The organism is Methylobacterium sp. NPDC080182 (genome assembly GCF_050281105.1).
In the GTDB taxonomy this organism is placed as follows: Bacteria; Pseudomonadota; Alphaproteobacteria; order Rhizobiales; family Beijerinckiaceae; genus Methylobacterium.
On the sequence record NZ_JBNNWO010000004.1, the window covers coordinates 193,948 to 213,681 of the forward strand.

The 19,734-nt window shown below is 71.0% G+C and carries 23 protein-coding genes; 16 read left to right on the top strand and 7 right to left on the bottom strand.

What is annotated here, in order from left to right:
- Positions 1–38: 38 nt before the first annotated feature.
- Complete coding sequence (locus ACQKQD_RS09520) at positions 39–1,214, top strand: amidinotransferase (protein WP_091980931.1); 1,176 nt, start codon at positions 39–41, stop codon at positions 1,212–1,214.
- Positions 1,215–1,289: 75 nt separating this feature from the next.
- Here ACQKQD_RS09520 and ACQKQD_RS09525 read toward each other — a convergent pair whose 3' ends face one another.
- Entirely contained in the window at positions 1,290–2,300 is a 1,011-nt protein-coding gene (locus tag ACQKQD_RS09525; protein WP_427508192.1) for an alpha/beta fold hydrolase, read from the bottom strand.
- Between the two features lie 176 nt (positions 2,301–2,476).
- Here ACQKQD_RS09525 and ACQKQD_RS09530 point away from each other — a divergent pair, with 176 nt between their 5' ends.
- A complete protein-coding gene (locus tag ACQKQD_RS09530; protein ID WP_056529583.1) occupies positions 2,477–2,965 on the top strand; it encodes a hypothetical protein in 489 nt (162 codons plus the stop codon).
- A gap of 10 nt (positions 2,966–2,975) precedes the next feature.
- Positions 2,976–3,830 (top strand): 3-deoxy-8-phosphooctulonate synthase, encoded by an 855-nt coding sequence (kdsA, locus tag ACQKQD_RS09535; RefSeq protein WP_020095311.1) that lies wholly within the window; start codon positions 2,976–2,978, stop codon positions 3,828–3,830.
- A 5-nt stretch (positions 3,831–3,835) separates the two neighbouring features.
- Here the strand turns inward: kdsA and ACQKQD_RS09540 are convergent, their stop codons facing one another.
- Complete coding sequence (locus tag ACQKQD_RS09540; RefSeq protein WP_354455277.1) at positions 3,836–4,510, bottom strand: class I SAM-dependent methyltransferase; 675 nt, start codon at positions 4,508–4,510, stop codon at positions 3,836–3,838.
- Between the two features lie 316 nt (positions 4,511–4,826).
- Between ACQKQD_RS09540 and ACQKQD_RS09545 the strand changes: the two genes are divergently transcribed.
- Positions 4,827–5,165, top strand: a complete 339-nt coding sequence (locus tag ACQKQD_RS09545; RefSeq protein ID WP_012317985.1) for a hypothetical protein — start codon at positions 4,827–4,829, stop codon at positions 5,163–5,165.
- A 64-nt stretch (positions 5,166–5,229) separates the two neighbouring features.
- On the opposite strand, the gene queF is transcribed toward ACQKQD_RS09545, so the two are convergent.
- Positions 5,230–5,682 carry a preQ(1) synthase gene (queF, locus tag ACQKQD_RS09550; RefSeq protein ID WP_100253249.1) on the bottom strand — a complete coding sequence of 151 codons (453 nt, stop codon included), beginning with the start codon at positions 5,680–5,682 and terminating at the stop codon, positions 5,230–5,232.
- 195 nt (positions 5,683–5,877) lie between these two features.
- Here queF and eno point away from each other — a divergent pair, with 195 nt between their 5' ends.
- Positions 5,878–7,167: a phosphopyruvate hydratase gene (gene eno / locus ACQKQD_RS09555; protein ID WP_012317987.1), complete on the top strand. Its 1,290-nt coding sequence runs from the start codon at positions 5,878–5,880 to the stop codon at positions 7,165–7,167.
- 104 nt (positions 7,168–7,271) lie between these two features.
- Positions 7,272–7,568 (top strand): DUF3574 domain-containing protein, encoded by a 297-nt coding sequence (locus ACQKQD_RS09560; RefSeq protein WP_427508294.1) that lies wholly within the window; start codon positions 7,272–7,274, stop codon positions 7,566–7,568.
- Between the two features lie 69 nt (positions 7,569–7,637).
- Here the strand turns inward: ACQKQD_RS09560 and ACQKQD_RS09565 are convergent, their stop codons facing one another.
- Entirely contained in the window at positions 7,638–8,840 is a 1,203-nt protein-coding gene (locus ACQKQD_RS09565; RefSeq protein WP_100253251.1) for an adenylate/guanylate cyclase domain-containing protein, read from the bottom strand.
- Between the two features lie 112 nt (positions 8,841–8,952).
- On the opposite strand from ACQKQD_RS09565, the gene ACQKQD_RS09570 reads away from it, so the two are divergent.
- From ACQKQD_RS09570 to lpdA, 8 genes are all read left to right on the top strand, one after another.
- Positions 8,953–9,264: an FtsB family cell division protein gene (locus tag ACQKQD_RS09570; protein WP_012317989.1), complete on the top strand. Its 312-nt coding sequence runs from the start codon at positions 8,953–8,955 to the stop codon at positions 9,262–9,264.
- A gap of 171 nt (positions 9,265–9,435) precedes the next feature.
- A complete protein-coding gene (gene pdhA, locus ACQKQD_RS09575) occupies positions 9,436–10,521 on the top strand; it encodes a pyruvate dehydrogenase (acetyl-transferring) E1 component subunit alpha (protein WP_020095317.1) in 1,086 nt (361 codons plus the stop codon).
- A gap of 55 nt (positions 10,522–10,576) precedes the next feature.
- Positions 10,577–12,019: a pyruvate dehydrogenase complex E1 component subunit beta gene (locus ACQKQD_RS09580; protein WP_427508194.1), complete on the top strand. Its 1,443-nt coding sequence runs from the start codon at positions 10,577–10,579 to the stop codon at positions 12,017–12,019.
- Positions 12,020–12,078: 59 nt separating this feature from the next.
- Positions 12,079–12,366: a DUF5076 domain-containing protein gene (locus ACQKQD_RS09585; protein ID WP_020095319.1), complete on the top strand. Its 288-nt coding sequence runs from the start codon at positions 12,079–12,081 to the stop codon at positions 12,364–12,366.
- Positions 12,367–12,381: 15 nt separating this feature from the next.
- A complete protein-coding gene (locus tag ACQKQD_RS09590) occupies positions 12,382–12,570 on the top strand; it encodes a hypothetical protein (RefSeq protein WP_427508195.1) in 189 nt (62 codons plus the stop codon).
- Positions 12,571–12,574: 4 nt separating this feature from the next.
- On the top strand, positions 12,575–14,005 hold the full coding sequence (locus ACQKQD_RS09595) for a pyruvate dehydrogenase complex dihydrolipoamide acetyltransferase (RefSeq protein ID WP_427508196.1): 1,431 nt from the start codon (positions 12,575–12,577) through the stop codon (positions 14,003–14,005).
- Positions 14,006–14,261: 256 nt separating this feature from the next.
- A complete protein-coding gene (locus tag ACQKQD_RS09600) occupies positions 14,262–14,732 on the top strand; it encodes an endonuclease domain-containing protein (RefSeq protein ID WP_427508197.1) in 471 nt (156 codons plus the stop codon).
- Positions 14,733–16,172, top strand: coding sequence for a dihydrolipoyl dehydrogenase (lpdA, locus tag ACQKQD_RS09605; RefSeq protein WP_427508198.1), 1,440 nt, complete (start codon positions 14,733–14,735; stop codon positions 16,170–16,172). It abuts the gene before it with no gap.
- A gap of 60 nt (positions 16,173–16,232) precedes the next feature.
- Here lpdA and ACQKQD_RS09610 read toward each other — a convergent pair whose 3' ends face one another.
- Both ACQKQD_RS09610 and ACQKQD_RS09615 read right to left on the bottom strand, forming a co-directional pair.
- Positions 16,233–16,406 (bottom strand): hypothetical protein, encoded by a 174-nt coding sequence (locus tag ACQKQD_RS09610; protein WP_427508199.1) that lies wholly within the window; start codon positions 16,404–16,406, stop codon positions 16,233–16,235.
- A gap of 167 nt (positions 16,407–16,573) precedes the next feature.
- Positions 16,574–16,792, bottom strand: a complete 219-nt coding sequence (locus tag ACQKQD_RS09615) for a hypothetical protein (RefSeq protein ID WP_427508200.1) — start codon at positions 16,790–16,792, stop codon at positions 16,574–16,576.
- A gap of 239 nt (positions 16,793–17,031) precedes the next feature.
- On the opposite strand from ACQKQD_RS09615, the gene ACQKQD_RS09620 reads away from it, so the two are divergent.
- Positions 17,032–18,048, top strand: a complete 1,017-nt coding sequence (locus ACQKQD_RS09620; protein ID WP_427508201.1) for a threo-3-hydroxy-L-aspartate ammonia-lyase — start codon at positions 17,032–17,034, stop codon at positions 18,046–18,048.
- A gap of 142 nt (positions 18,049–18,190) precedes the next feature.
- Complete coding sequence (locus tag ACQKQD_RS09625; RefSeq protein WP_012317999.1) at positions 18,191–18,568, top strand: HesB/IscA family protein; 378 nt, start codon at positions 18,191–18,193, stop codon at positions 18,566–18,568.
- Between the two features lie 52 nt (positions 18,569–18,620).
- On the opposite strand, the gene ACQKQD_RS09630 is transcribed toward ACQKQD_RS09625, so the two are convergent.
- Positions 18,621–19,679, bottom strand: a complete 1,059-nt coding sequence (locus ACQKQD_RS09630) for a diguanylate cyclase domain-containing protein (RefSeq protein WP_427508202.1) — start codon at positions 19,677–19,679, stop codon at positions 18,621–18,623.
- Positions 19,680–19,734 lie beyond the last annotated feature (55 nt).

A 19,734-nucleotide genomic window follows, 5' to 3' on the forward strand; every position in this document is an offset into this window, starting at 1 on the left:
GCAGAAGGCCGCGGCACGTCGCAGAAGGGGCACACGTCATGGAGCGCGAATCACCGATCACGGCCCTGGAGGCCGTGACCGACGACACGCATGCGGGCGGTCTCCCGGGCGGGACCGGACCGGGCGTGCCGGCTCCCCAGTCGCCGGTGATGGCCTGGAACGAGTGGGATCCGCTGGAGGAGGTCATCGTCGGCTCGCTCGACGGCGCCACGATCCCGACTCACCACCTGACGGTGATCTTCAACCTGCCGCGCGCCGCGCAGCCGTTCTACCGGCTGGCGAGCGGCTGGAAATATCCGAAGTTCATGAAGAAGCTCGCCCAGGCCGAGCTCGACAACTTCATCACCATCCTGGCCGGCGAGGGCGTGAAGGTCCGCCGTCCCGACGCGGTGGACTTCTCGAAGAAGTTCAAGGCGCCGCGCTGGTCCTCCCGCGGCTTCTGCGTCGCCTGCCCGCGCGACCCGTACCTCGTGATCGGCGACGAGATCATCGAGAGCCCGATGTGCTGGCGCTCGCGCTACTTCGAGGGCGACGCCTACCGGTCGCTGTTCAAGGAGTATTTCCGCGCCGGCGCCCGCTGGACCTCCGCGCCGCGCCCGCAGCTGACCGACGACCTCTACAACTACGACTACCGGGTGCCGAACCTGAAGGCCGGCGAGCCCATGCAGTTCACGGTCAACGAGTTCGAGCCGGTCTTCGACGCCGCCGATTTCGTCCGCTGCGGCCGCGACCTGTTCGTGACCCGCTCGAACGTGACCAACCTGATGGGCATCGAGTGGCTGCGCCGCCACCTCGGCCCGGGCTTCCGCATCCACGAGATCGAGAGCCGCTGCCCGCAGCCGATGCACATCGACTCGTCGTTCATGCCGCTCGCCCCCGGCAAGGTTCTGGTGAACCCGGACTACGTCGACGTCGAGAAGCTCCCGGCCGTGCTCAAGAAGTGGGACGTGCTGGTCGCCCCGCGCCCCGACCCGGTCGAGGGCTTCATGAGCAAGATCTCGATGTGCTCGCCCTGGACCTCGATCAACGTCCTGGCGATCACCGAGAAGAAGATCGTCGTCGACCAGAGCCAGCCGACGCTGATCAAGGCCCTGAAGGACTGGGGCTTCGACCCGATCCCGGCGCCGTTCCTCAGCTACGGCCCGTTCGGCGGCTCGTTCCACTGCGCGACCCTCGACGTCCGCCGCCGGGGCGTGCTGAAGTCCTACTTCTAGGATCAAGGCGCCGGGCACGCCGTCGTCCCGGGGCGCCGCGAGCGCCCCGGGACGACGGAGGACGGCGCGCGGCGCCTAGCGCGCCGCGATCCCGGCGATCAGCGCCGCATTGAACCCCTCCGGATCCGACATCTGCGGCGCGTGGCCGAGATCCGGGAACTCCACGAGCCGCGCGCCCGGGATGGCCCTGGCGGCCGCCTTGCCGAGCTCGGGATAGTTGCCGAGGCTCGCCCGCACCTCCGGCGGTGCGAGGTCCTTGCCGATCGCCGTGTTGTCCTTCTGACCGATCAGGAGCAGCGTCGGCACCGCGATCTGCGGGAACCGGTAGACCACCGGCTGGGTGAGGATCATGTCGTAGAGCAGCGCCGAGTCCCAGGCGACCGCCTCCTTGCCGGGGCCGCCGTTGAGGCCCGCGAGCATCGTGACCCAGGGCTCGTAGCGGGGCTCCCAGGCGCCGGCGTAGTAGGTCGCCGTCTCGTAGGCCCGGATCGAGGCCGCCGTCACCTTCAGCTCGCGCTGGTACCACTGCTCCACCGAGGTCGGCGGCACGCCCTTGGCGGCCCAGTCCTCCAGGCCGATCGGGTTGACCAGCACGAGCTGCTCCACCGCCTTCGGGTAGAGCAGGGCGTAGTGGGCGGCCAGCATCCCGCCCGTCGAGTGGCCGACCAGGATCGGCCGCTCGATCCCGAGCTTGTCCAGGAGCGCGCGGGTGTTCTCGGCGAGCTGCCGGAAGGTGAACTGGTAGGCCGCCGGCTTGCTCGACTTGCAGAAGCCGATCTGGTCCGGCGCGATGACCCGGTACCCGGCGGCGCCGAGCGCCCGGATCTGGCTCTCCCAGGTGGCGGCGCAGAAGTTCTTGCCGTGCAGCAGAACGGCGGTCCGGCCGTTCGGCGTCGCCGGCCGGACGTCGAGATAGGCCATCTGCAGGGGCTGGTGCTGCGACGTGAACGGGAACCGCTCCACCGGGAACGGGTAGGCGAAGCCCTCGAGTTCGGGCCCGTAGGTCGGCTGCTGGGGCGGCTCTGCGGAAGCGTGCCCGGCCGGCACCAGGGCCAGCAGGACGGAAGCGAGGAGGGTTCGGAGCATGGCCGCGTCGGAGCCTGATCTGCGAGCGGCGTGAGGCGCCGCGCCGCCCGCTCAGATCGGTCATCCGGCTGTTCCTGTCCACGTCCCGCGGCGCGGCTTCGCGCCCGCCGCAGGGCGCGCTATCTCCCGGGCGCGCCATCTCCCGGGCGCGACCGTCTCCCGCCGCGGATGTCCCGATGCTGCGCCTCACCACCCTGACCGCCCTCGCCGGCGCGCTCCTCCTCGGGCCGGCCCCGGCCCGGGCGGCGGATGCCTGCGACGTCCTCGCCGCGCGGGTGATCCGCACCACCGGCGCCTCCCTGGCGGGGCGGGCCGGCCCCGTCGCGGTGTTCCGGGCACAGGATGCCGAGCGGCTGAGCCTCGATTGCCGCGCGCCCGCCCGGATCACCGTGGCCTCCCGCGAGCGCGAGCCGGCGCCGGCCTACTTCGTCCTGATCGGCCGCGCCGCGCAGGCGCTCGCCGGGGCGGACGCCGCCGCGGTCGAGGTGCTGGCGCTCAACCTCCACCAGGCCAGCCTGCTGGCGGATGCGCCGCGTCGGGGCGGTGCCGGCCGGATCCTGATGCTGTGCGAGACCGGCCCGCGCGCGGACGCCCTCCGGGAGGACCGCACGGTCTGCCGGGTCGCGCCCCGGCCCGGGCTTTCGCGGATCCGCCGCGCGGGCTAGACCGGCCGGCATGTCGAAGATCGAGACACCCGGCCCCGTCGTCCAAGTCGGCGACGCGCGCTTCGCCAACCATCTGCCGCTGACGCTGATCGCCGGCCCCTGCCAGCTCGAAGGGCGCCAGCACGCCCTGGAGATCGCCGCCGCCCTCAAGGAGATGGCCGCGGGTCTGGGCGTCGGCCTCGTGTTCAAGACCTCCTTCGACAAGGCCAACCGCACCTCGGGCAGCGCCGCCCGGGGCATCGGCCTCGACGGGGCGCTCCCGGTCTTCGCCGAGATCCGCGAGACCCTCGGGCTGCCGGTGCTGACCGACGTGCACGCCGCCGAGCAGTGCGCCCCCGCCGCCGAGGCGGTGGACGTGCTCCAGATCCCCGCCTTCCTGTGCCGCCAGACCGACCTGCTGCTGGCCGCCGCCGCGACCGGCCGCGCGGTCAACATCAAGAAGGGCCAGTTCCTGGCGCCCTGGGACATGAAGCACGTCGCCGCCAAGGTGACGGAGGCGGGCAACCCCAACGTCATCGTCACCGAGCGCGGCGCCTCGTTCGGCTACAACACGCTGGTGTCGGACATGCGCAGCCTGCCGATCATGGCGCAAGTCACGCAGGGCGCGCCGGTGGTGTTCGACGCCACCCACTCGGTGCAGCAGCCCGGCGGGCAGGGGGCGAGTTCCGGCGGACAGCGGGAATTCGTCGCCGTCCTCGCCCGCGCCGCCGTGGCGGTGGGCGTGGCGGGGGTGTTCATCGAGACCCATCCCGACCCCGACCGGGCGCCCTCCGACGGCCCCAACATGGTGGCGCTGAAGGACATGCCGGCCCTGCTCGAGGAACTCCTCGCCTTCGACCGCCTCGCCAAGCGCCGGGCCGCCTGACCGGCTCAGGCGGCCGCCGGCTCCAGGACGTGGATCCGCAGCGGCTGGACGAGGCCGAACTGCCCGTCGGCCTCGCGCGCGGCGGCCTTGAGGAAGGCCTCCTCGACCACGGAGCGCCGGTCCCGGATGGTCGCCTCGCGCGCCGGGTCCACGGCGCTGACGCGGGCGAGGAAGGCGTCGAGCGAGTCGAAGCGCTCGCGCCGCGCGATCGTCGCGTCGCGGCGGCACGCGTAGGCGCCGCGGGCGAGGGCGGCCGCGATGGCGTCCTGGGCGGCGGCGCGGATTGCGGTCTCGTCCTCGATCGGCCGCAGGGCGTCGAAGAAGCTGCCCTCCGCCAGGGGCTCCACCACGACGAGCAGCCCGCCCGGGGCCAGGACGCGGGCCGCCTCGGCGAGGGCCGCCGCCGGGTCCGGGACGTGGTGGAGGGAATTCAGCATCACGGCGCCGTCGAAGCTGGCGTCCGGGAAGGGCAGGGCCTCGCCGGTCGCGGCCTCGAAGCGCGCCTCCGGCACGGCGGCCCGCGCCCGGGCGAGCGCCGCGGCGCCGGGATCGATCCCGGTGACACGCGCGCCCGCGTCGACCAGCCGCCGCGCGAGCGTCCCGGCGCCGCACCCGATATCGACGACCCGCTTGCCGGCCAGCGGCGCGAGGCTCTCGCGGATCAGGGTCAGGGCATCCATCGTCGGTCCTCCCGGCCGATCCGTAGCACGCCCGACCCGCGGCGGGGCGGATTTCTATCTCCGGGACCGGCCGTCCGCCGCGCCGGCCCGCCGCGGCGTTTCAGGTGCTCCCGAAGACTCGCCGCAAGAGTTCGAGCGCTTCCGGAAGAGAGACACCCAAGCTTGACCGCACTCATCGACGCGGCGGCGACGCTGAACAACGGTTCATAATCCCGACTGGGTGCGGATCCGCACGCAAGTCCGGCGTGAAATCTGGAACTGTCCGGATGCGGCCACGTTATTGGGCATGTTCGATCAGGGATCGAGAAGGAACACTATGCGCAAGATCGGTATCATCGCCACTGCCGCCGCCATGGCTCTCGGCAGTGTTGCCGTCACCACGAGCGCCGAGGCGCGGCCTTACGGCTACCACGGCGGCTACGGCGGCTACGGTCACGGCTACTACCGCGGCCGTCGCGGCATCGGCACCGGCGCCGCCATCGGCCTCGGCATCGCCGGCCTCGCGGCCGGTGCGATCGCCGCGGGCGCGGCCCGCGACAGCTACTACGGCGGCGGCTACGGCTACGCCCCGTCCTACGGCTACGGCTACGCCCCGGTCTACGGCGGCTACGGCTACGCCGCTCCGGGCTACGGCTACTACGGCTACGGCTACTGAGATCGAAGATCCGGGAGGATCGGGGGCGACCGGCGCGAGCCGGTCGCCCTTTTCGTTGGCTCGGTCAGCGTCCGCGATAGGGCGGCACGCCCGGGTCCGGCAGCCACGCGTTCTTCGGCAGTTCGCCCGTCTGCCAGAAGACGTCGATCGGGATGCCGCCGCGGGGATACCAGAACCCGCCGATTCGCAGGTAGCGCGGTTCAAGCAGGTCGCGGAGCCGCTTGCCGATCGCCACCGTGCAATCCTCGTGGAACGCTCCGTGGTTGCGGAACGCCCCCAGGTAGAGCTTCAGTGACTTCGACTCCACCAGCCAGTCACCGGGCACGTAGTCGATCACCAGGATCGCGAAATCTGGCTGCCCGGTGACCGGGCAGATCGAGGTGAATTCCGGCGCGGTGAACCGGGCGACGTAGTCGGTGTCCGCGTGCGGGTTCGGGACCCGGTCGAGCCGCGCCTCCTCGGGCGAGGTGGGAAGGGGCGTCGGCTGGCCGAGTTGGAGATCGTCGGGAGAGGTCATGGCCGGCCATATAGAGCCTGCCGGCGCCGCGCGCATCCGCCTGATCCGCGACGCTTTCCCGACAGGACCTGGCTGTGCGCCGTCCGTCCCGGCGCTTGCCGCCGGCCGCGGCTTGACGGATAAGCCGCCGCGATGCGCCGCACCCTCCGATTGGGGCGCGGTCGCCGACCCGCGGCCCCCGCGAGAGGACGTTCCATGACCGCGATCACCAATATCAGCGCCCGCGAGATCCTCGACAGCCGCGGCAACCCGACGGTCGAGGTCGACGTCATCCTGGAGGACGGCTCCTTCGGCCGCGCCGCGGTGCCGTCGGGGGCCTCCACGGGCGCCCACGAGGCGGTGGAGCTGCGCGACGGCGACAAGAATCGCTTCCTCGGCAAGGGCGTGCTGAAGGCGGTCGAGGCGGCCCAGACCGAGATCCTCGACGCGATCGGCGGCATGGAGGCCGAGGACCAGGTCGCGGTCGACGAGGCGATGATCGAGCTCGACGGCACGCCCAACAAGGCCCGCCTCGGCGCTAACGCGATCCTCGGCGTGTCGCTGGCGGTGGCCAAGGCCGCGGCCGAGGCCTCGGGCCTGCCGCTCTACCGCTACGTCGGCGGCGTGCAGGGCCGGGTCCTGCCGGTGCCGATGATGAACATCATCAACGGCGGCGCGCACGCCGACAACCCGATCGACTTCCAGGAATTCATGATCATGCCGGTGGGCGCCGATTCGCTCGCCGAGGCCGTGCGCATGGGCTCCGAGGTGTTCCACACCCTTAAGGGCAAGCTGAAGAAGGCCGGTCACAACACCAACGTCGGCGACGAGGGCGGTTTCGCCCCGAACCTGCCGTCCGCCGAGGCCGCCCTCGATTTCGTGATGGACGCGATCAGCGCCGCCGGCTTCAAGCCGGGCCAGGACATGGCGCTCGCCCTCGACTGCGCCGCCACCGAGTTCTTCAAGGACGGCGCCTACGCGTACGAGGGCGAGGGCAAGACCCGCACCATCGAGGCGCAGGTCGACTACCTCGCGCAGCTCGTCGCCACCTACCCGATCGTCTCGATCGAGGACGGCATGTCGGAGGATGACTGGGCCGGCTGGAAGCTCCTGACCGACAAGATCGGCGACCGCTGCCAGCTCGTGGGCGACGACCTGTTCGTCACCAACGTCGAGCGCCTGTCCCGCGGCATCGCCGAGGGGACGGCCAACTCGATCCTGATCAAGGTCAACCAGATCGGCTCGCTCACCGAGACCCTGGCGGCGGTCGATATGGCCCAGCGCGCCGGCTACACCGCGGTGATGTCGCACCGCTCGGGCGAGACCGAGGACTCGACCATCGCGGATCTCGCGGTCGCCACCAATTGCGGACAGATCAAGACCGGCTCGCTCGCCCGCTCCGACAGACTGGCCAAGTACAACCAGCTGATCCGCATCGAGGAGGGCCTGGGCCCGCAGGCACTCTACGCCGGCCCGTCGGCGCTCAAGCAGCTCGCCCGCCGCTGATCGGTAAGATCCTGCTGGCCGGCCTGCTCGGTATCGGGGCGGTCGGCCCCGCCCGCGCGGACCCGCTCTGCGACGGTGCCCGCCCGACGCTCAGCGCGCAGCTGCTGTTCGGCCTGTCGCGGCCGGACGGCGGCCGCGTCTCGGGGGCGGCCTTCGACCGGTTCCTGGCCGAGCGGATCACCCCCCGCTTCCCGGACGGGCTGACCGTGTTCGCCGGCCGGGGCCAGTGGCGCGGGCCGGACGGACGGATCGTCCACGAGGCCGCCCGCATCGTCCTGATCGTCACCGAACCGACGCCCGAAGCGGTCGCCGCCCTGCGTGAGATCCGGGAGGCCTACCGGCGCCGCTTCGTGCAGGGCGCGGTCGGGCTGGTGCTCCAGCGGAGCTGCGCGCTGTTCTGACGACGTCAGCGCGGCGCCTCCCACTTTGTTCCGGGGCGCCGCAGGCGAGCCCGGAAGACGGCGCTCGCCTCAGGTCATCGCCGCACCGGACGACTCCCTCGGCACGGTCCAGACCCGCATCGGCCGCGACAGGCCCCGCAACTCGATCGTCCCGACCGGCTCCAGCCGCCGGGCGCACCGCTCGGCGAAGGAGTCCGACACGAGGAGGTCGTGGCCGAGGGCGGCGCACTGGCTCTCGATCCGGCTCGCCTCGTTGACCGCCCGTCCGATGATCGTGAAGTCGAGGCGCCGCTCGGTCCCAACATTGCCGTACATCACCGTCCCGAAATGCACGACGCCCTCGGCCGGCAGCTCCGGCAGCCCCTCGGCGCGGCGGCGGGCGTTGAGCGCCGCGTTGGCGGCGAGCCCCTCGATCGCGGCGTCGAGGGCGGCCCCGCAGACCGGGCAGGGGAGGGTGTCGGCGTCCGGGACCGGGAAGATCGCCAGGAAGCCGTCGCCGAGGAATTTCAGGATCTCGCCGCCGTGCCGCGCCACCGGGTCGCCGAGGGCGTCGAAATGCTCGTTGAGCCACGTGACGATGTCGGCCGGATCCACCCGGTCGGCCAGGGCCGTGAAGCCGCGCAGGTCGGTCAGCAGGATCGCCGCCGGCACGGCCCGCCCCTCGCCCCTCCGGATCTGCCCGTCGAGGATGCGCTCGGCGGTGGATCGGCCGAGATAGGTGGCCGAGACTTCCCGGAACGTGTGGGCGAGGCCCATCTTGGCCATCGCCAGCGTCAGGAACGGCAGGACACCGGCGATCGCCGCGAGGTCCGCCTCGGTGAAGCCGGCGGCGGCGCGGGTGCAGAACGAGACCGCGATGCCGCGCAGCGCGGTGCCGGGGGCGAATTCGGCGATGTGCAGCACGTAGTCGACGCCGCCCTGCGCCCCGAGGGCCTTCAGGACCGGAAAGTCGACGGCCAGCCCGGGCGCGTCGAGGCGCCAGCGGCCGAAGGTCTCGCCCGTCTCCACGAGGGCGTAGACGGGGCTCAGGAGCCAGTCGCTCTCCTCGTCGGCGCCGTGGGCGTTGGCGACGAAGGACATGCCCTCGCCCGCGTGCCAGTTGAGGCTGACGCCGCGCAGCGTCGGGTCCAGGGCCGGCGCCATGACGCTGACCCGCCAGACGGGGAGGCCGGCCTCGACCAGCGACTCGCAGAAGCCCGAGAGCAGGGTGTCGTGGTCGTCGGTCGCCGTGGCGTGCGCGGCGATCCAGCGTCCCAGATGCGTCAGGTCCATGCCTCAGGCTCGCCCCTGTTCGTCCCGGCCGCGGTCCGGCCCCGTCGCGGTCCTGCCCCGACCGCGGCGCGGTCGAAAAGAACCGTTAACCTTTCCGCGCGAGGGTCGCGCCATGGTCGTGCGCCGCCGAGTCAGAATGGTCGTGTTGCCGCTGGGTCTCTGGACCCTGTCGGCGCTCGTGGTCGGCTATTTCGTGTGGCAGGCCGAGAGTGGCAACCGTGGCCTCGAGGCCAAGAAGGCCCTGAAGATCCGCGCCTACGGCCTCAGCCAGGAACTCGCCGCCGTGAAGGCCGAGCGCGCCGTCTGGGAGCACCGGGTGAACCTGCTGAAGAGCGACCAGATCGACCGCGACCTCCTGGAGGAGCGCGCCCGGATCGTCCTGGGCCGGGTCCACGCCAACGACGTGGTCATCATCACGCCCTGACAGGTCCGCGGAGGTCCCGCGATCGTCCCGCGGAAGTCCAGGGGATCGTTTTCCCTAGTCCCGAAAGTCCTCTGACAAGAGCGGCTTCCTGTCAGAGCGGCAGCCCTCGCTTTCCAATCGTCGCTGTCCTACACCCCCACGAAGTCGCGTGGAATCACGGGGAGAGCGCCGATGGACGCCGCCAAGGAGCCTGCCAAGGAGCCCGCCAAGGACGCGTCGTCCGCGCCGGTGCAGGCCGCGAGCCCTCAGGCCGCCGAGGCGCATCGCCCCGCGCCGAACATGCCCCAGTTCACGCGGGACGAGGATCTCCACGCCTATCACGAGATGCTGCTGATCCGGCGCTTCGAGGAGAAGGCCGGCCAGCTCTACGGCATGGGCCTGATCGGCGGCTTCTGCCACCTCTACATCGGCCAGGAGGCCGTGGTGATCGGCATGCAGATGGCCTCGGTCGAGGGCGACCAGGTCATCACCGGCTACCGCGACCACGGCCACATGCTCGCCTGCGGCATGGACCCGAAGGGCGTCATGGCCGAGCTGACCGGCCGCCGCGGCGGCTACAGCCGCGGCAAGGGCGGCTCGATGCATATGTTCAGCCGCGAGAAGCAGTTCTTCGGCGGCCACGGCATCGTCGGCGCGCAGGTCTCGCTCGGCACCGGCCTCGCCTTCGCCGACCATTACCGGGAGAACGGCAAGGTCAGCCTGACCTACATGGGCGACGGCGCCGCCAACCAGGGCCAGGTCTACGAGAGCTTCAACATGGCGGCCCTCTGGAAGCTGCCGGTCGTCTACGTGATCGAGAACAACCGCTACGCGATGGGCACCTCGGTGGCCCGCGCCTCGGCGCAGACGGACTTCTCGAAGCGCGGCCTCTCCTTCGGCATCCCCGGCGAGCAGGTCGACGGCATGGACGTGCGCACGGTGCGCGAGGCCGCGACCCGGGCGATCGAGCACGCCCGCACCGGCCAGGGCCCCTACATCCTGGAGATGCAAACCTACCGCTATCGCGGCCACTCCATGTCCGATCCGGCCAAGTACCGGACCAAGGACGAGGTCTCGAAGATGCGCGACGAGCACGACCCGATCGAGATGGTGCGCAAGCGCCTGCTCGAGCTGCACGCCGTGCCCGAGGCCGAGCTCAAGGCCACCGACGCCAAGGTCCGCGAGGTCGTCAACGCCTCGGCCGAGTTCGCCACCAACGACCCCGAGCCGGATCCGTCCGAGCTCTGGACCGACATCCTGCTCGAAGCGCACGCCTGAGCGCGCACGACAAAGCTGGCCGCCCCCTAACGAAAAGACGACCGCAGAGCTGAGCATGGCGACCGACATCCTGATGCCCGCCCTCTCGCCCACCATGGAGGAGGGCAAGCTCGCCAAGTGGCTGAAGAAGGAGGGCGACCCGATCAAGTCCGGCGACGTGCTGGCCGAGATCGAGACCGACAAGGCCACCATGGAGGTGGAGGCCATCGACGAGGGCATCCTCGCCAAGATCCTGATCGCCGAGGGCACCGAGGGCGTCGCGGTCAACACGCCGATCGCCGTCATCGCCGGCGAGGGCGAGGATCCGGCGAGCGTCCAGTCCGGCGGCGGCGCCAAGCCCAACGGCGCGGGCGGCCACCCGGCCCCGACCCCCGACATGCAGGCCGAGGGCATGGCCGACAAGGCCGCCCCCGCGGCCAAGACCGGCGACGACGCCCCGAAGGCGCCGGCCGCGCCGGCCGTCATCACCAACAAGGCCCAAGAGCCGGTGATGGAGGAGTTCCCGGCCGACACGCCGATGGTCACCCAGACCGTCCGCGAGGCCCTGCGCGACGCCATGGCCGAGGAGATGCGCCGCGACGGCGACGTCTTCGTCATGGGCGAGGAGGTCGCCGAGTACCAGGGCGCCTACAAGGTCACCCAGAACCTGCTGCAGGAGTTCGGGCCGAGGCGCGTCGTCGACACCCCGATCACCGAGCACGGCTTCGCGGGCATCGGCGTGGGCGCGGCGCTGGCCGGCCTGAAGCCGATCGTCGAGTTCATGACCTTCAACTTCGCCATGCAGGCGATCGACCACATCATCAACTCGGCGGCCAAGACCCTCTACATGTCCGGCGGCCAGCTCGGCTGCCCGATCGTGTTCCGCGGGCCCAACGGCGCCGCCGCCCGCGTCGCCGCCCAGCACAGCCACGACTATTCCGCGTGGTACTCCAACGTGCCGGGCCTCAAGGTGATCGCACCCTACACGGCCTCCGACGCCAAGGGCCTGCTCAAGGCCGCGATCCGCGACCCGAACCCGGTGATCTTCCTCGAGAACGAGATCCTGTACGGGCAGTCCTTCCCGGTGCCGAAGCTCGACGACTTCGTGCTGCCGATCGGCAAGGCGAAGATCCATCGCACCGGCAGCGACGTGACCATCGTGTCCTTCGCGATCGGCATGACCTACGCCCTCAAGGCCGCGCAGGCGCTGGCCGAGCAAGGCATCGAGGCCGAGGTGATCGACCTGCGCACGATCCGCCCGATGGACAGCGCGACGGTGGTGGAATCGGTCAAGAAGACCGGCCGCTGCATCACCGTGGAGGAGGGCTTCCCGCAATCCGGCATCGGCGCCGAGATCGTGGCCCGCCTGATGGTCGACGCCTTCGACTTCCTGGACGCGCCGGTCCTGCGCATCACCGGCAAGGACGTGCCGATGCCCTACGCGGCCAACCTCGAGAAGCTGGCGCTGCCGACGGTGGCGGAGGTCGTCGAGGCCGCCAAGAGCGTCTGCTACAAGTGACGGGCGCGCGGGCGACGCCGTCGCCCGCCCCGGCCAGATCGAGGAACAGCCGGCGCGCCATGAGCCAGGATCCGAGCACCGACTTCGCCGAACTCGCCATCCCGCCCGACGCCCTGGAGCAGGGCGGCATCGAGGTGCTGCGCGCGGCCGTGGTCGACGGCGCGGTGAGCGTCGCCCTGCGCCGCTCCTTCGACGATCCGGCGACCTGGGGCCGGCTGCTGGCCGACCTCGCCCGCCAGGCCGCCCGCGCCTACGCGCTGGAGACCGACATGTCGGAGGACGAGGCGGTCGAGCGCATCCGCGCCGGTTGGGAGGCCGAGGGGCTCGACCCCGGCGGTCTCAACTGACGATGGCGGCCGACCATGGCTGAGGCGGCCGTCCGGCAGGCGACCTACGCGGATCTGGAGGCGGTCCTCGCGCATCGCGTCGCCGCGAAGGTCGACGGGGCGCCGGACCCGCGTCCGCAACCGCCCTTCGACGCCGTGCCGTTCCCTTTCGACGATCTCTTCCCCTTCGACGATCCGGCCGCCCCGGCCTTGCCCGAGACCTGATGCCATGCCGATCAACGTGCTGATGCCCGCGCTCTCCCCGACCATGGAGAAGGGCAACCTCGCCAAGTGGCTGAAGAAGGAGGGCGACCCGATCAAGTCCGGCGACGTGCTGGCCGAGATCGAGACCGACAAGGCCACCATGGAGGTGGAGGCCATCGACGAGGGCGTGCTCGCCAAGATCCTCGTGCCCGAGGGCACGGCGGACGTGCCGGTCAACGATTTGATCGCCATCATCGCCGCCGAGGGCGAGGACCCGTCGAGCGTGCAGGCCGGCGGCGCGCCGAAGGCCGCCTCGAACGGCGAGGCCAAGGCCGAGTCCAAGCCCGAGCCGAAGGCCGACGCCTCTGCGGCCAGCCAGAACACCACGCCGGGCGGCGGCCACATGTCGTACGAGCGGGTGAACGCCGCACCGGAGGGCGCGCAGCCGAGCGGCGCTCCGCAGGGTGGCGCGCAGGCCGGCCCGGGCGGCCGCGTGTTCGCCTCGCCGCTCGCCCGCCGGATCGCCAAGCAGGAGGGCGTCGACCTCGGCGCCGTCCAGGGCAGCGGTCCGCACGGCCGCATCATCGCCCGCGACGTCCAGGCCGCGAAGGCCTCCGGCACCACCAAGGCCCCCGCCGCCGCGCAGGCCGCCGCCGAGGCGCCGAAGGCGGCTCCGGCCCCGAAGGCCGCCCCCGCGGGCGGCGCGCCGGCCGGGCTCACGACCGATCAGGTCAAGGGCTTCTTCGCCAAGGATGCCTACGAGGAGGTGCCCCTCGACGGCATGCGCAAGACCATCGCCAAGCGCCTCACTGAGGCGATGCAGGTCGCCCCGCACTTCTACCTGACGGTGGATTGCGAGCTCGACGCGCTGATGAAGCTGCGCGAGACGCTGAACGGCTCGGCCGGCAAGGACAAAGACGGCAAGCCCGCCTACAAGCTCTCGGTGAACGACTTCGTCATCAAGGCGATGGGCCTCGCGCTGACCCGCGTGCCGGCCGCCAACGCGGTCTGGGCCGAGGACCGGATCCTGCGCTTCAAGCACGCCGAGGTCGGCGTCGCGGTGGCGATCGACGGCGGTCTGTTCACACCGGTGATCCGCCGGGCGGACGAGAAGACGCTCTCGACCATCTCCAACGAGATGAAGGATTTCGCGGCCCGCGCCCGCGCCAAGAAGCTGAAGCCCGAGGAGTACCAGGGTGGCGTCACCTCGGTGTCGAACCTCGGCATGTTCGGCATCAAGCACTTCACCGCGGTGATCAACCCGCCGCAATCGAGCATCCTGGCGGTGGGCGCGGGCGAGAAGCGCGTGGTCGTGAAGGACGGGGCGCCGGCCGTGGTCCAGGTCATGACCTGCACCCTGTCGTGCGACCACCGGGTGCTCGACGGGGCGCTGGGTGCGGAGCTGGTCTCGGCCTTCAAGGGGCTGATCGAGAACCCGATGGGCATGCTGGTGTGAGGCAGGGCCTCTCCTCCCCCTTGTGGGGAGGAGTTGGAGGTGGGGGTGGTGCAGGAGGCACCGGGACGCTCGATCCTGAACCACCCCCACCCCTGACCCCTCCCCACAAGGGGGAGGGGAAAGTGCGTCGCAGGATGTCGAGGTGGGGGAAGGTGACAGGCACCGGTCAGTACACCCTATCCTGCTGCGATGTGCCGTGCTCCATGCTCACGATGAGCATACCGCCATCGGCCACGTTCGATTGACCTGCCGCCCCATGTCCTGGAGCCAGCAGCCCCGGAGATCAGCCTCGCCCAGAGCAACCGCGAACGCGAAGACGCTGCGGCGCTCGCTCACGGAGGCAGAGAAGCGGCTCTGGTGGCACCTGCGTCACCGCCTGCCGGTGGACGGCTCGCATTTCCGCAGGCAGGTCGCCCTCGGCCCTTACGTGGCGGATTTCTGCTGCCTCACCGCCCGGCTCATCGTCGAGGTCGACGGGGAGCAGCACGGCTTCGAGGCCAGTACGGCCTACGATGCCCGCCGGGATACCTATCTTTGCTCCGAAGGCTTCCGCGTCCTGCGTTTCCCGAACCGTACGGTCCTGCGGGAGATCGATACCGTCCTCGAGACGATCCACGCGGCCCTTGCCGCATCCAACGCGCCTCTTCCGGATTCAGCCGGCCAGGCGGAGCCACCCCCACCCCCAGCCCCCTCCCCACAAGGGGGAGGGGCGTTCGCGGAGAGGTAAATGTCCGACACCTACGACGTCCTCATCATCGGCGCCGGGCCCGGCGGCTACGTCACGGCGATCCGCGCGGCGCAACTCGGCTTCAAGACCGCCGTGGTCGACCGCGAGCATCTCGGCGGCATCTGCCTGAACTGGGGCTGCATCCCCACCAAGGCCCTGCTCCGCTCGGCCGAGATTTTTCATTATTTCCAGCACCCCGGTGATTACGGGCTGACGGCCGACAAGGTCGGGTTCGACACCGCCGCCATCGTGAAGCGCTCCCGCGGCGTCTCGGCCCGGCTCAACGGCGGCGTCGGCATGCTGCTCAAGAAGAACAAGGTCGACGTGATCTGGGGCGAGGCCTCGGTCGACAGCGCCGCGCAGGGCAACCAGCCCGGCAAGGTCACCGTGAAGGAGACCAAGCGCGCCGAGGCGCCGAAGGGCGCCAAGGGCGCCGGCACCTACCAGGCCAAGCACATCATCGTGGCGACCGGCGCGCGCCCGCGCGCGATCCCGGGGATCGAGCCCGACAAGAAGCTGATCTGGACCTACTACGAGGCCATGGTCCCCGAGGCGATGCCCAAGAGCCTGCTGGTGATGGGCTCGGGCGCCATCGGCATCGAGTTCGCCTCGTTCTACCGCACCATGGGCGCCGAGGTGACCGTGGTGGAGCTGCTGCCGCAGATCCTGCCCGTGGAGGATGCCGAGATCGCCGGCCTCGCCCGCAAGCGCTTCGAGAAGCAGGGCATCAAGATCCTCACCGGCGCCAAGGTGACCAAGGTCGAGAAGGGCGCCGATTCTGTCACGGCCACCATCGAGGGCGGCGACGGCAAGACCCAGCAGATCACCGCGGAGAAGCTGATCTCGGCGGTGGGCGTCGTCGGGAACATCGAGAATATCGGTCTCGAGAAACTCGGGGTGAAGATCGACCGCGGGATCGTGGTGACGGACGGGCTCGGCCGCACCAACGTGCCCGGCCTCTACGCGATCGGCGACGTCGCCGGGCCGCCGATGCTCGCCCACAAGGCCGAGCACGAGGGCGTCATCTGCATCGAGACCATCAAGGGCCTGCACACCCACCCGATGGACAAGGCCAAGATCCCGGGCTGCACCTACTGCCAGCCGCAGATCGCCAGCGTCGGGCTCACCGAGGCGAAGGCCAAGGAGCAGGGCTTCTCGGTGAAGGTCGGCCGGTTCCCCTTCGCGGGCAACGGCAAGGCGATCGCGCTCGGCGAGCCGGACGGCCTGATCAAGACCGTGTTCGACGCCAAGACCGGCCAGCTGCTCGGCGCCCACATGGTCGGCGCCGAGGTGACCGAGCTGATCCAGGGCTACGTGGTGGCGATGAACCTGGAGAGCACCGAGGAGGAGCTGATGCACACGGTGTTCCCGCACCCGACGCTCAGCGAGATGATGCACGAGAGCGTGCTCGACGCCTACGGCAAGGTGATCCATACCTGATCGGCGGCCGACGCGGCGCGCGGGTCGGACGTGGATCCGACCCGCGCCGCCACCGACCGGTCAGTGCGGACCGGACCGCGCCGCGAGCGTCAGGCTCACGGCCTGGAACAGCAGGATCACCAGAACCGTCGCCACGCTGCCGCCGATCGGGATCAGCAGCAGGGCGACGAGCGGATCGAGCCCCCGGACGAGCAGGAGCGTGATGCAGCTGCCGATCACGGAGGCGATGGTCATCCGAAAGATGCAGCATTCGGACGGTTGCATGCGCCCTCCAATCAGGCCCCCGTCGGGAGTTTGTCGGGGCGCGCCCGATCGTGCAACCGGAGATAGTACTTAGTTGAAAATCAATCTGAGATCATGGATCTGAGGCGGCATTGAGGCGACAGGGCCGATCCCGAACCTCAGCGGTGCCCGGGATCCACGGGCTCGGCCTGGTCCGGGGACGGCACGTAGGCGCACCATTCGCAGATCCCGCGCTCCGCGCCGCGCTGCGCGTTGCGCTGGGAGCAGAGCGGGCAGACGAGCAGGATCAGCCGCGAGCCGGAGCGCAGCGCCAGCCCGCGCCCCCGGAAGGTGACCTCGGTCGCCGCGTCGCCCGAGGCCCGGTCCCGGGCGCTCACGCCGCGCCTCCGCCGTCGCGCGGCCGCCGTACGGGTCTGCACGTGGTCTCGATGGCCATGGCGATGCCGCCCCCCAGCGTTCCTGCCAAGTTGTCGCTGGGTATAAGCGGCGAGTCGGCGAATGGCTCCGCTTGCGCATGTGGATCGGCCGGATGCATGCGGGCCGAAACGCCCGTATGAGAGGGGTTGCGCCCCCTGCTTCCTCAGGTGCGGCCCCGGGCGGATGGGATGCAGGCACGATGCAGGCGACGATGCACGACACCCAGCGGGGCGAGCCCGGCGCGACCGCCGGCGGCCTTCCCACCTTCGCCGACGTGGCCCGCGCCGCGGAGCGGATCGCCGGGGCCGCGCACCGCACCCCGGTCCTGACCTCGCGCACGGCGGACGCGATGACCGGCGGCCGCCTGTTCTTCAAGGCGGAGAACCTGCAGCGGGCCGGCGCCTTCAAGTTCCGCGGCGCCTACAACGCGATCAGCGCCCTGCCGGAAGCGGCCCGCACCCGCGGGGTGATCACCTACTCCTCGGGCAACCATGCCCAGGCGATCGCCCTGGCGAGCCGGCTGCTCGGGGCGCCCGCCACCATCATCATGCCGGACGACGCCCCCGCGGCGAAGATCGCCGCCACCCGCGGCTACGGCGCCGAGGTGGTCCTGTACGACCGCTATACCCAGGACCGCGAGGCCCTCGGCCGCGAGGTCGCCGAGGCCCGCGGCCTGACGCTGATCCCGCCCTTCAACCATCCCAACGTGATCGCCGGGCAGGGGACGCTGGCGCAGGAGCTGATCGAGACGGTCGGCCCCCTCGACGTGCTGGTGGCCTGCCTCGGCGGCGGCGGCCAGCTCGCGGGCTGCGCGCTCGCCGCCGCCGCGCTGTCGCCGGGCTGCCGGGTGATCGGCGTCGAGCCGGAGGCGGGCAATGACGGGCAGCGCTCGTTCCGCGAGGGCCGGATCGTCTCGATCCCGGTACCCCGCACCATCGCCGACGGGGCGCAGTCGACGGCGCTGGGCGACCTGACCTTCGCGATCATCCGCGCGCAGGTGTCCGACATCCTCACCGTCACCGACGCGCAGCTCGTCGAGACCATGCGGTTCTTCGCCAGCCGGATGAAGCTCGTGGTCGAGCCGACCGGCTGCCTCGCGGCGGCGGCGGTGCTGAGCGGCCTCGTGGACGTGACGGACAAGCGCGTCGGCGTGGTGATCAGCGGCGGCAACGTCGACCTCGCGACCTTCGCGCGGCTGACCGGCGAGACGGCCTGAGGCGGCCCCTGGCGGCCCCTCGCGGCGATTGCCGGGCCGGTGTGCCCCCGCCGCGGTGGACCGGCCCGGAGCCAATGCTTATCTTGTGCCGGTCAGAATGCGCGTCCCCGGGCCTTGAACCCGGATGGGCGGGAGGGTGACGATGTCCGCTGGTTTCAAGGTTCTCTCGCTGACCGATCGGGCCGCCGATCGGATCAAGGCGATCATGGCGGAGGCCGACCGGCCGATCGCCGGGCTGCGCGTCGGTGTCCGGAACGGCGGCTGCGCCGGGATGTCCTACACGATGGAATATGCCGAGGCGGCCAAGCCCGGCGAGGACGTGGTCGAGGATCGCGGCGTGCGCGTCTTCGTCGACCCGAAGGCGGTGCTGTTCCTGCTCGGCACCGAGATGGACTTCACCACCAACAAGCTGGCGTCGCAGTTCGTGTTCAACAACCCGAACCAGACCTCGGCCTGCGGCTGCGGAGAATCCGTGGCGATCACGCCGGTCTCGGCCGACCGCCTGCCCGCGCAGGCCTGAGAGGGACCGCCCCGGCGCGCGGCGCGGAGCGGGCCGGAAGCGCGCCGCGCCCTCAGGCCACCTGCGACAGCGACTCGGCGGCGTCGTCCAGGAAGCGGTTCCGCCCGGCGCGCTTGGCCGCGAACATGCACAGGTCGGCCCGCTCCATCAGCGAGGCCGGCGTGTCGCCCGGGCGCAGCACCGCGACACCCAGGGAGATCGTGATCTTGCCGAGCGACTCGCCGGTCGAGCGCTTGACCAGCTCGCGCCCCATGACGCTGGCGCGCACCGTCTCGGCCACCTGCTTGGCCACCGCCCGGTCGACCCCGGGCAGGATGATCCCGAACTCCTCGCCGCCGAACCGGGCGAGCTGCGCCTGCTTGCCGGCATTCTCGCGCATCACGATCGCCACGAGTCGCAGAACCTGATCGCCCGTGAGGTGACCGTACAGGTCGTTGAAGCGCTTGAAGAAGTCGATGTCGAGGATGATCAGGCTCATGGGCGTCGTGCGCGCCCGGGCCGTCTCCATGGACGCCTTCAGCGTCTCCTCGAAATGCTTGCGGTTCGCCAGCCCCGTCAGGGCGTCGGTCAGGCTCTCGCGCCGGGTCGCGTCGAGCTTCTCGCGCAGGGTCTCGATCTCGCTGCGGGTCTCGCGCATGCGGGCTTCGAGGATCCGGTTGTTGGCGGCGACCTCCCGGGTCGTGGCGGCCAGGGTCGCGACGATCTCGCCGAACCGCGCCCGGCTCGGGACGCCCTGGGAGAGATCCTGGGCGACCCCGCGCAGGGACTCGCTGTACTGCGCCGTCGAGCCCAGGGAGAGGTCCAGGATCTCGGTGACGGCCGCGATCTCGCTGAGGACGATGCGGCTGACGTCGTCGGTGGTGCTCGCGAGGCGGCGCCCGTCGAGATAGGTCTCGTGCAGGTCGTCGATGTCGCCCTCGGTGAGGCAGCCGTTCTGGGTGGTGAGACGCTTCACGGCGTCCGCGAGGAGCGGCAGCTCCCCCGACACGTAGGCGTACCAGACGGCGTAGGCGCGCGGCGTCGCGGAGGGGCCGTAGTCGCGAATCAGATCGTGGCTGCGCTTCGCCAGCGCGAAGCTGCGATCCCGATCCGAATAGGTCTCCTGGCTCATCCGTATCCCGCGGTCCGGGGCGACCGGCGCGCATGCGTCGTTGCCCTGACCCAAT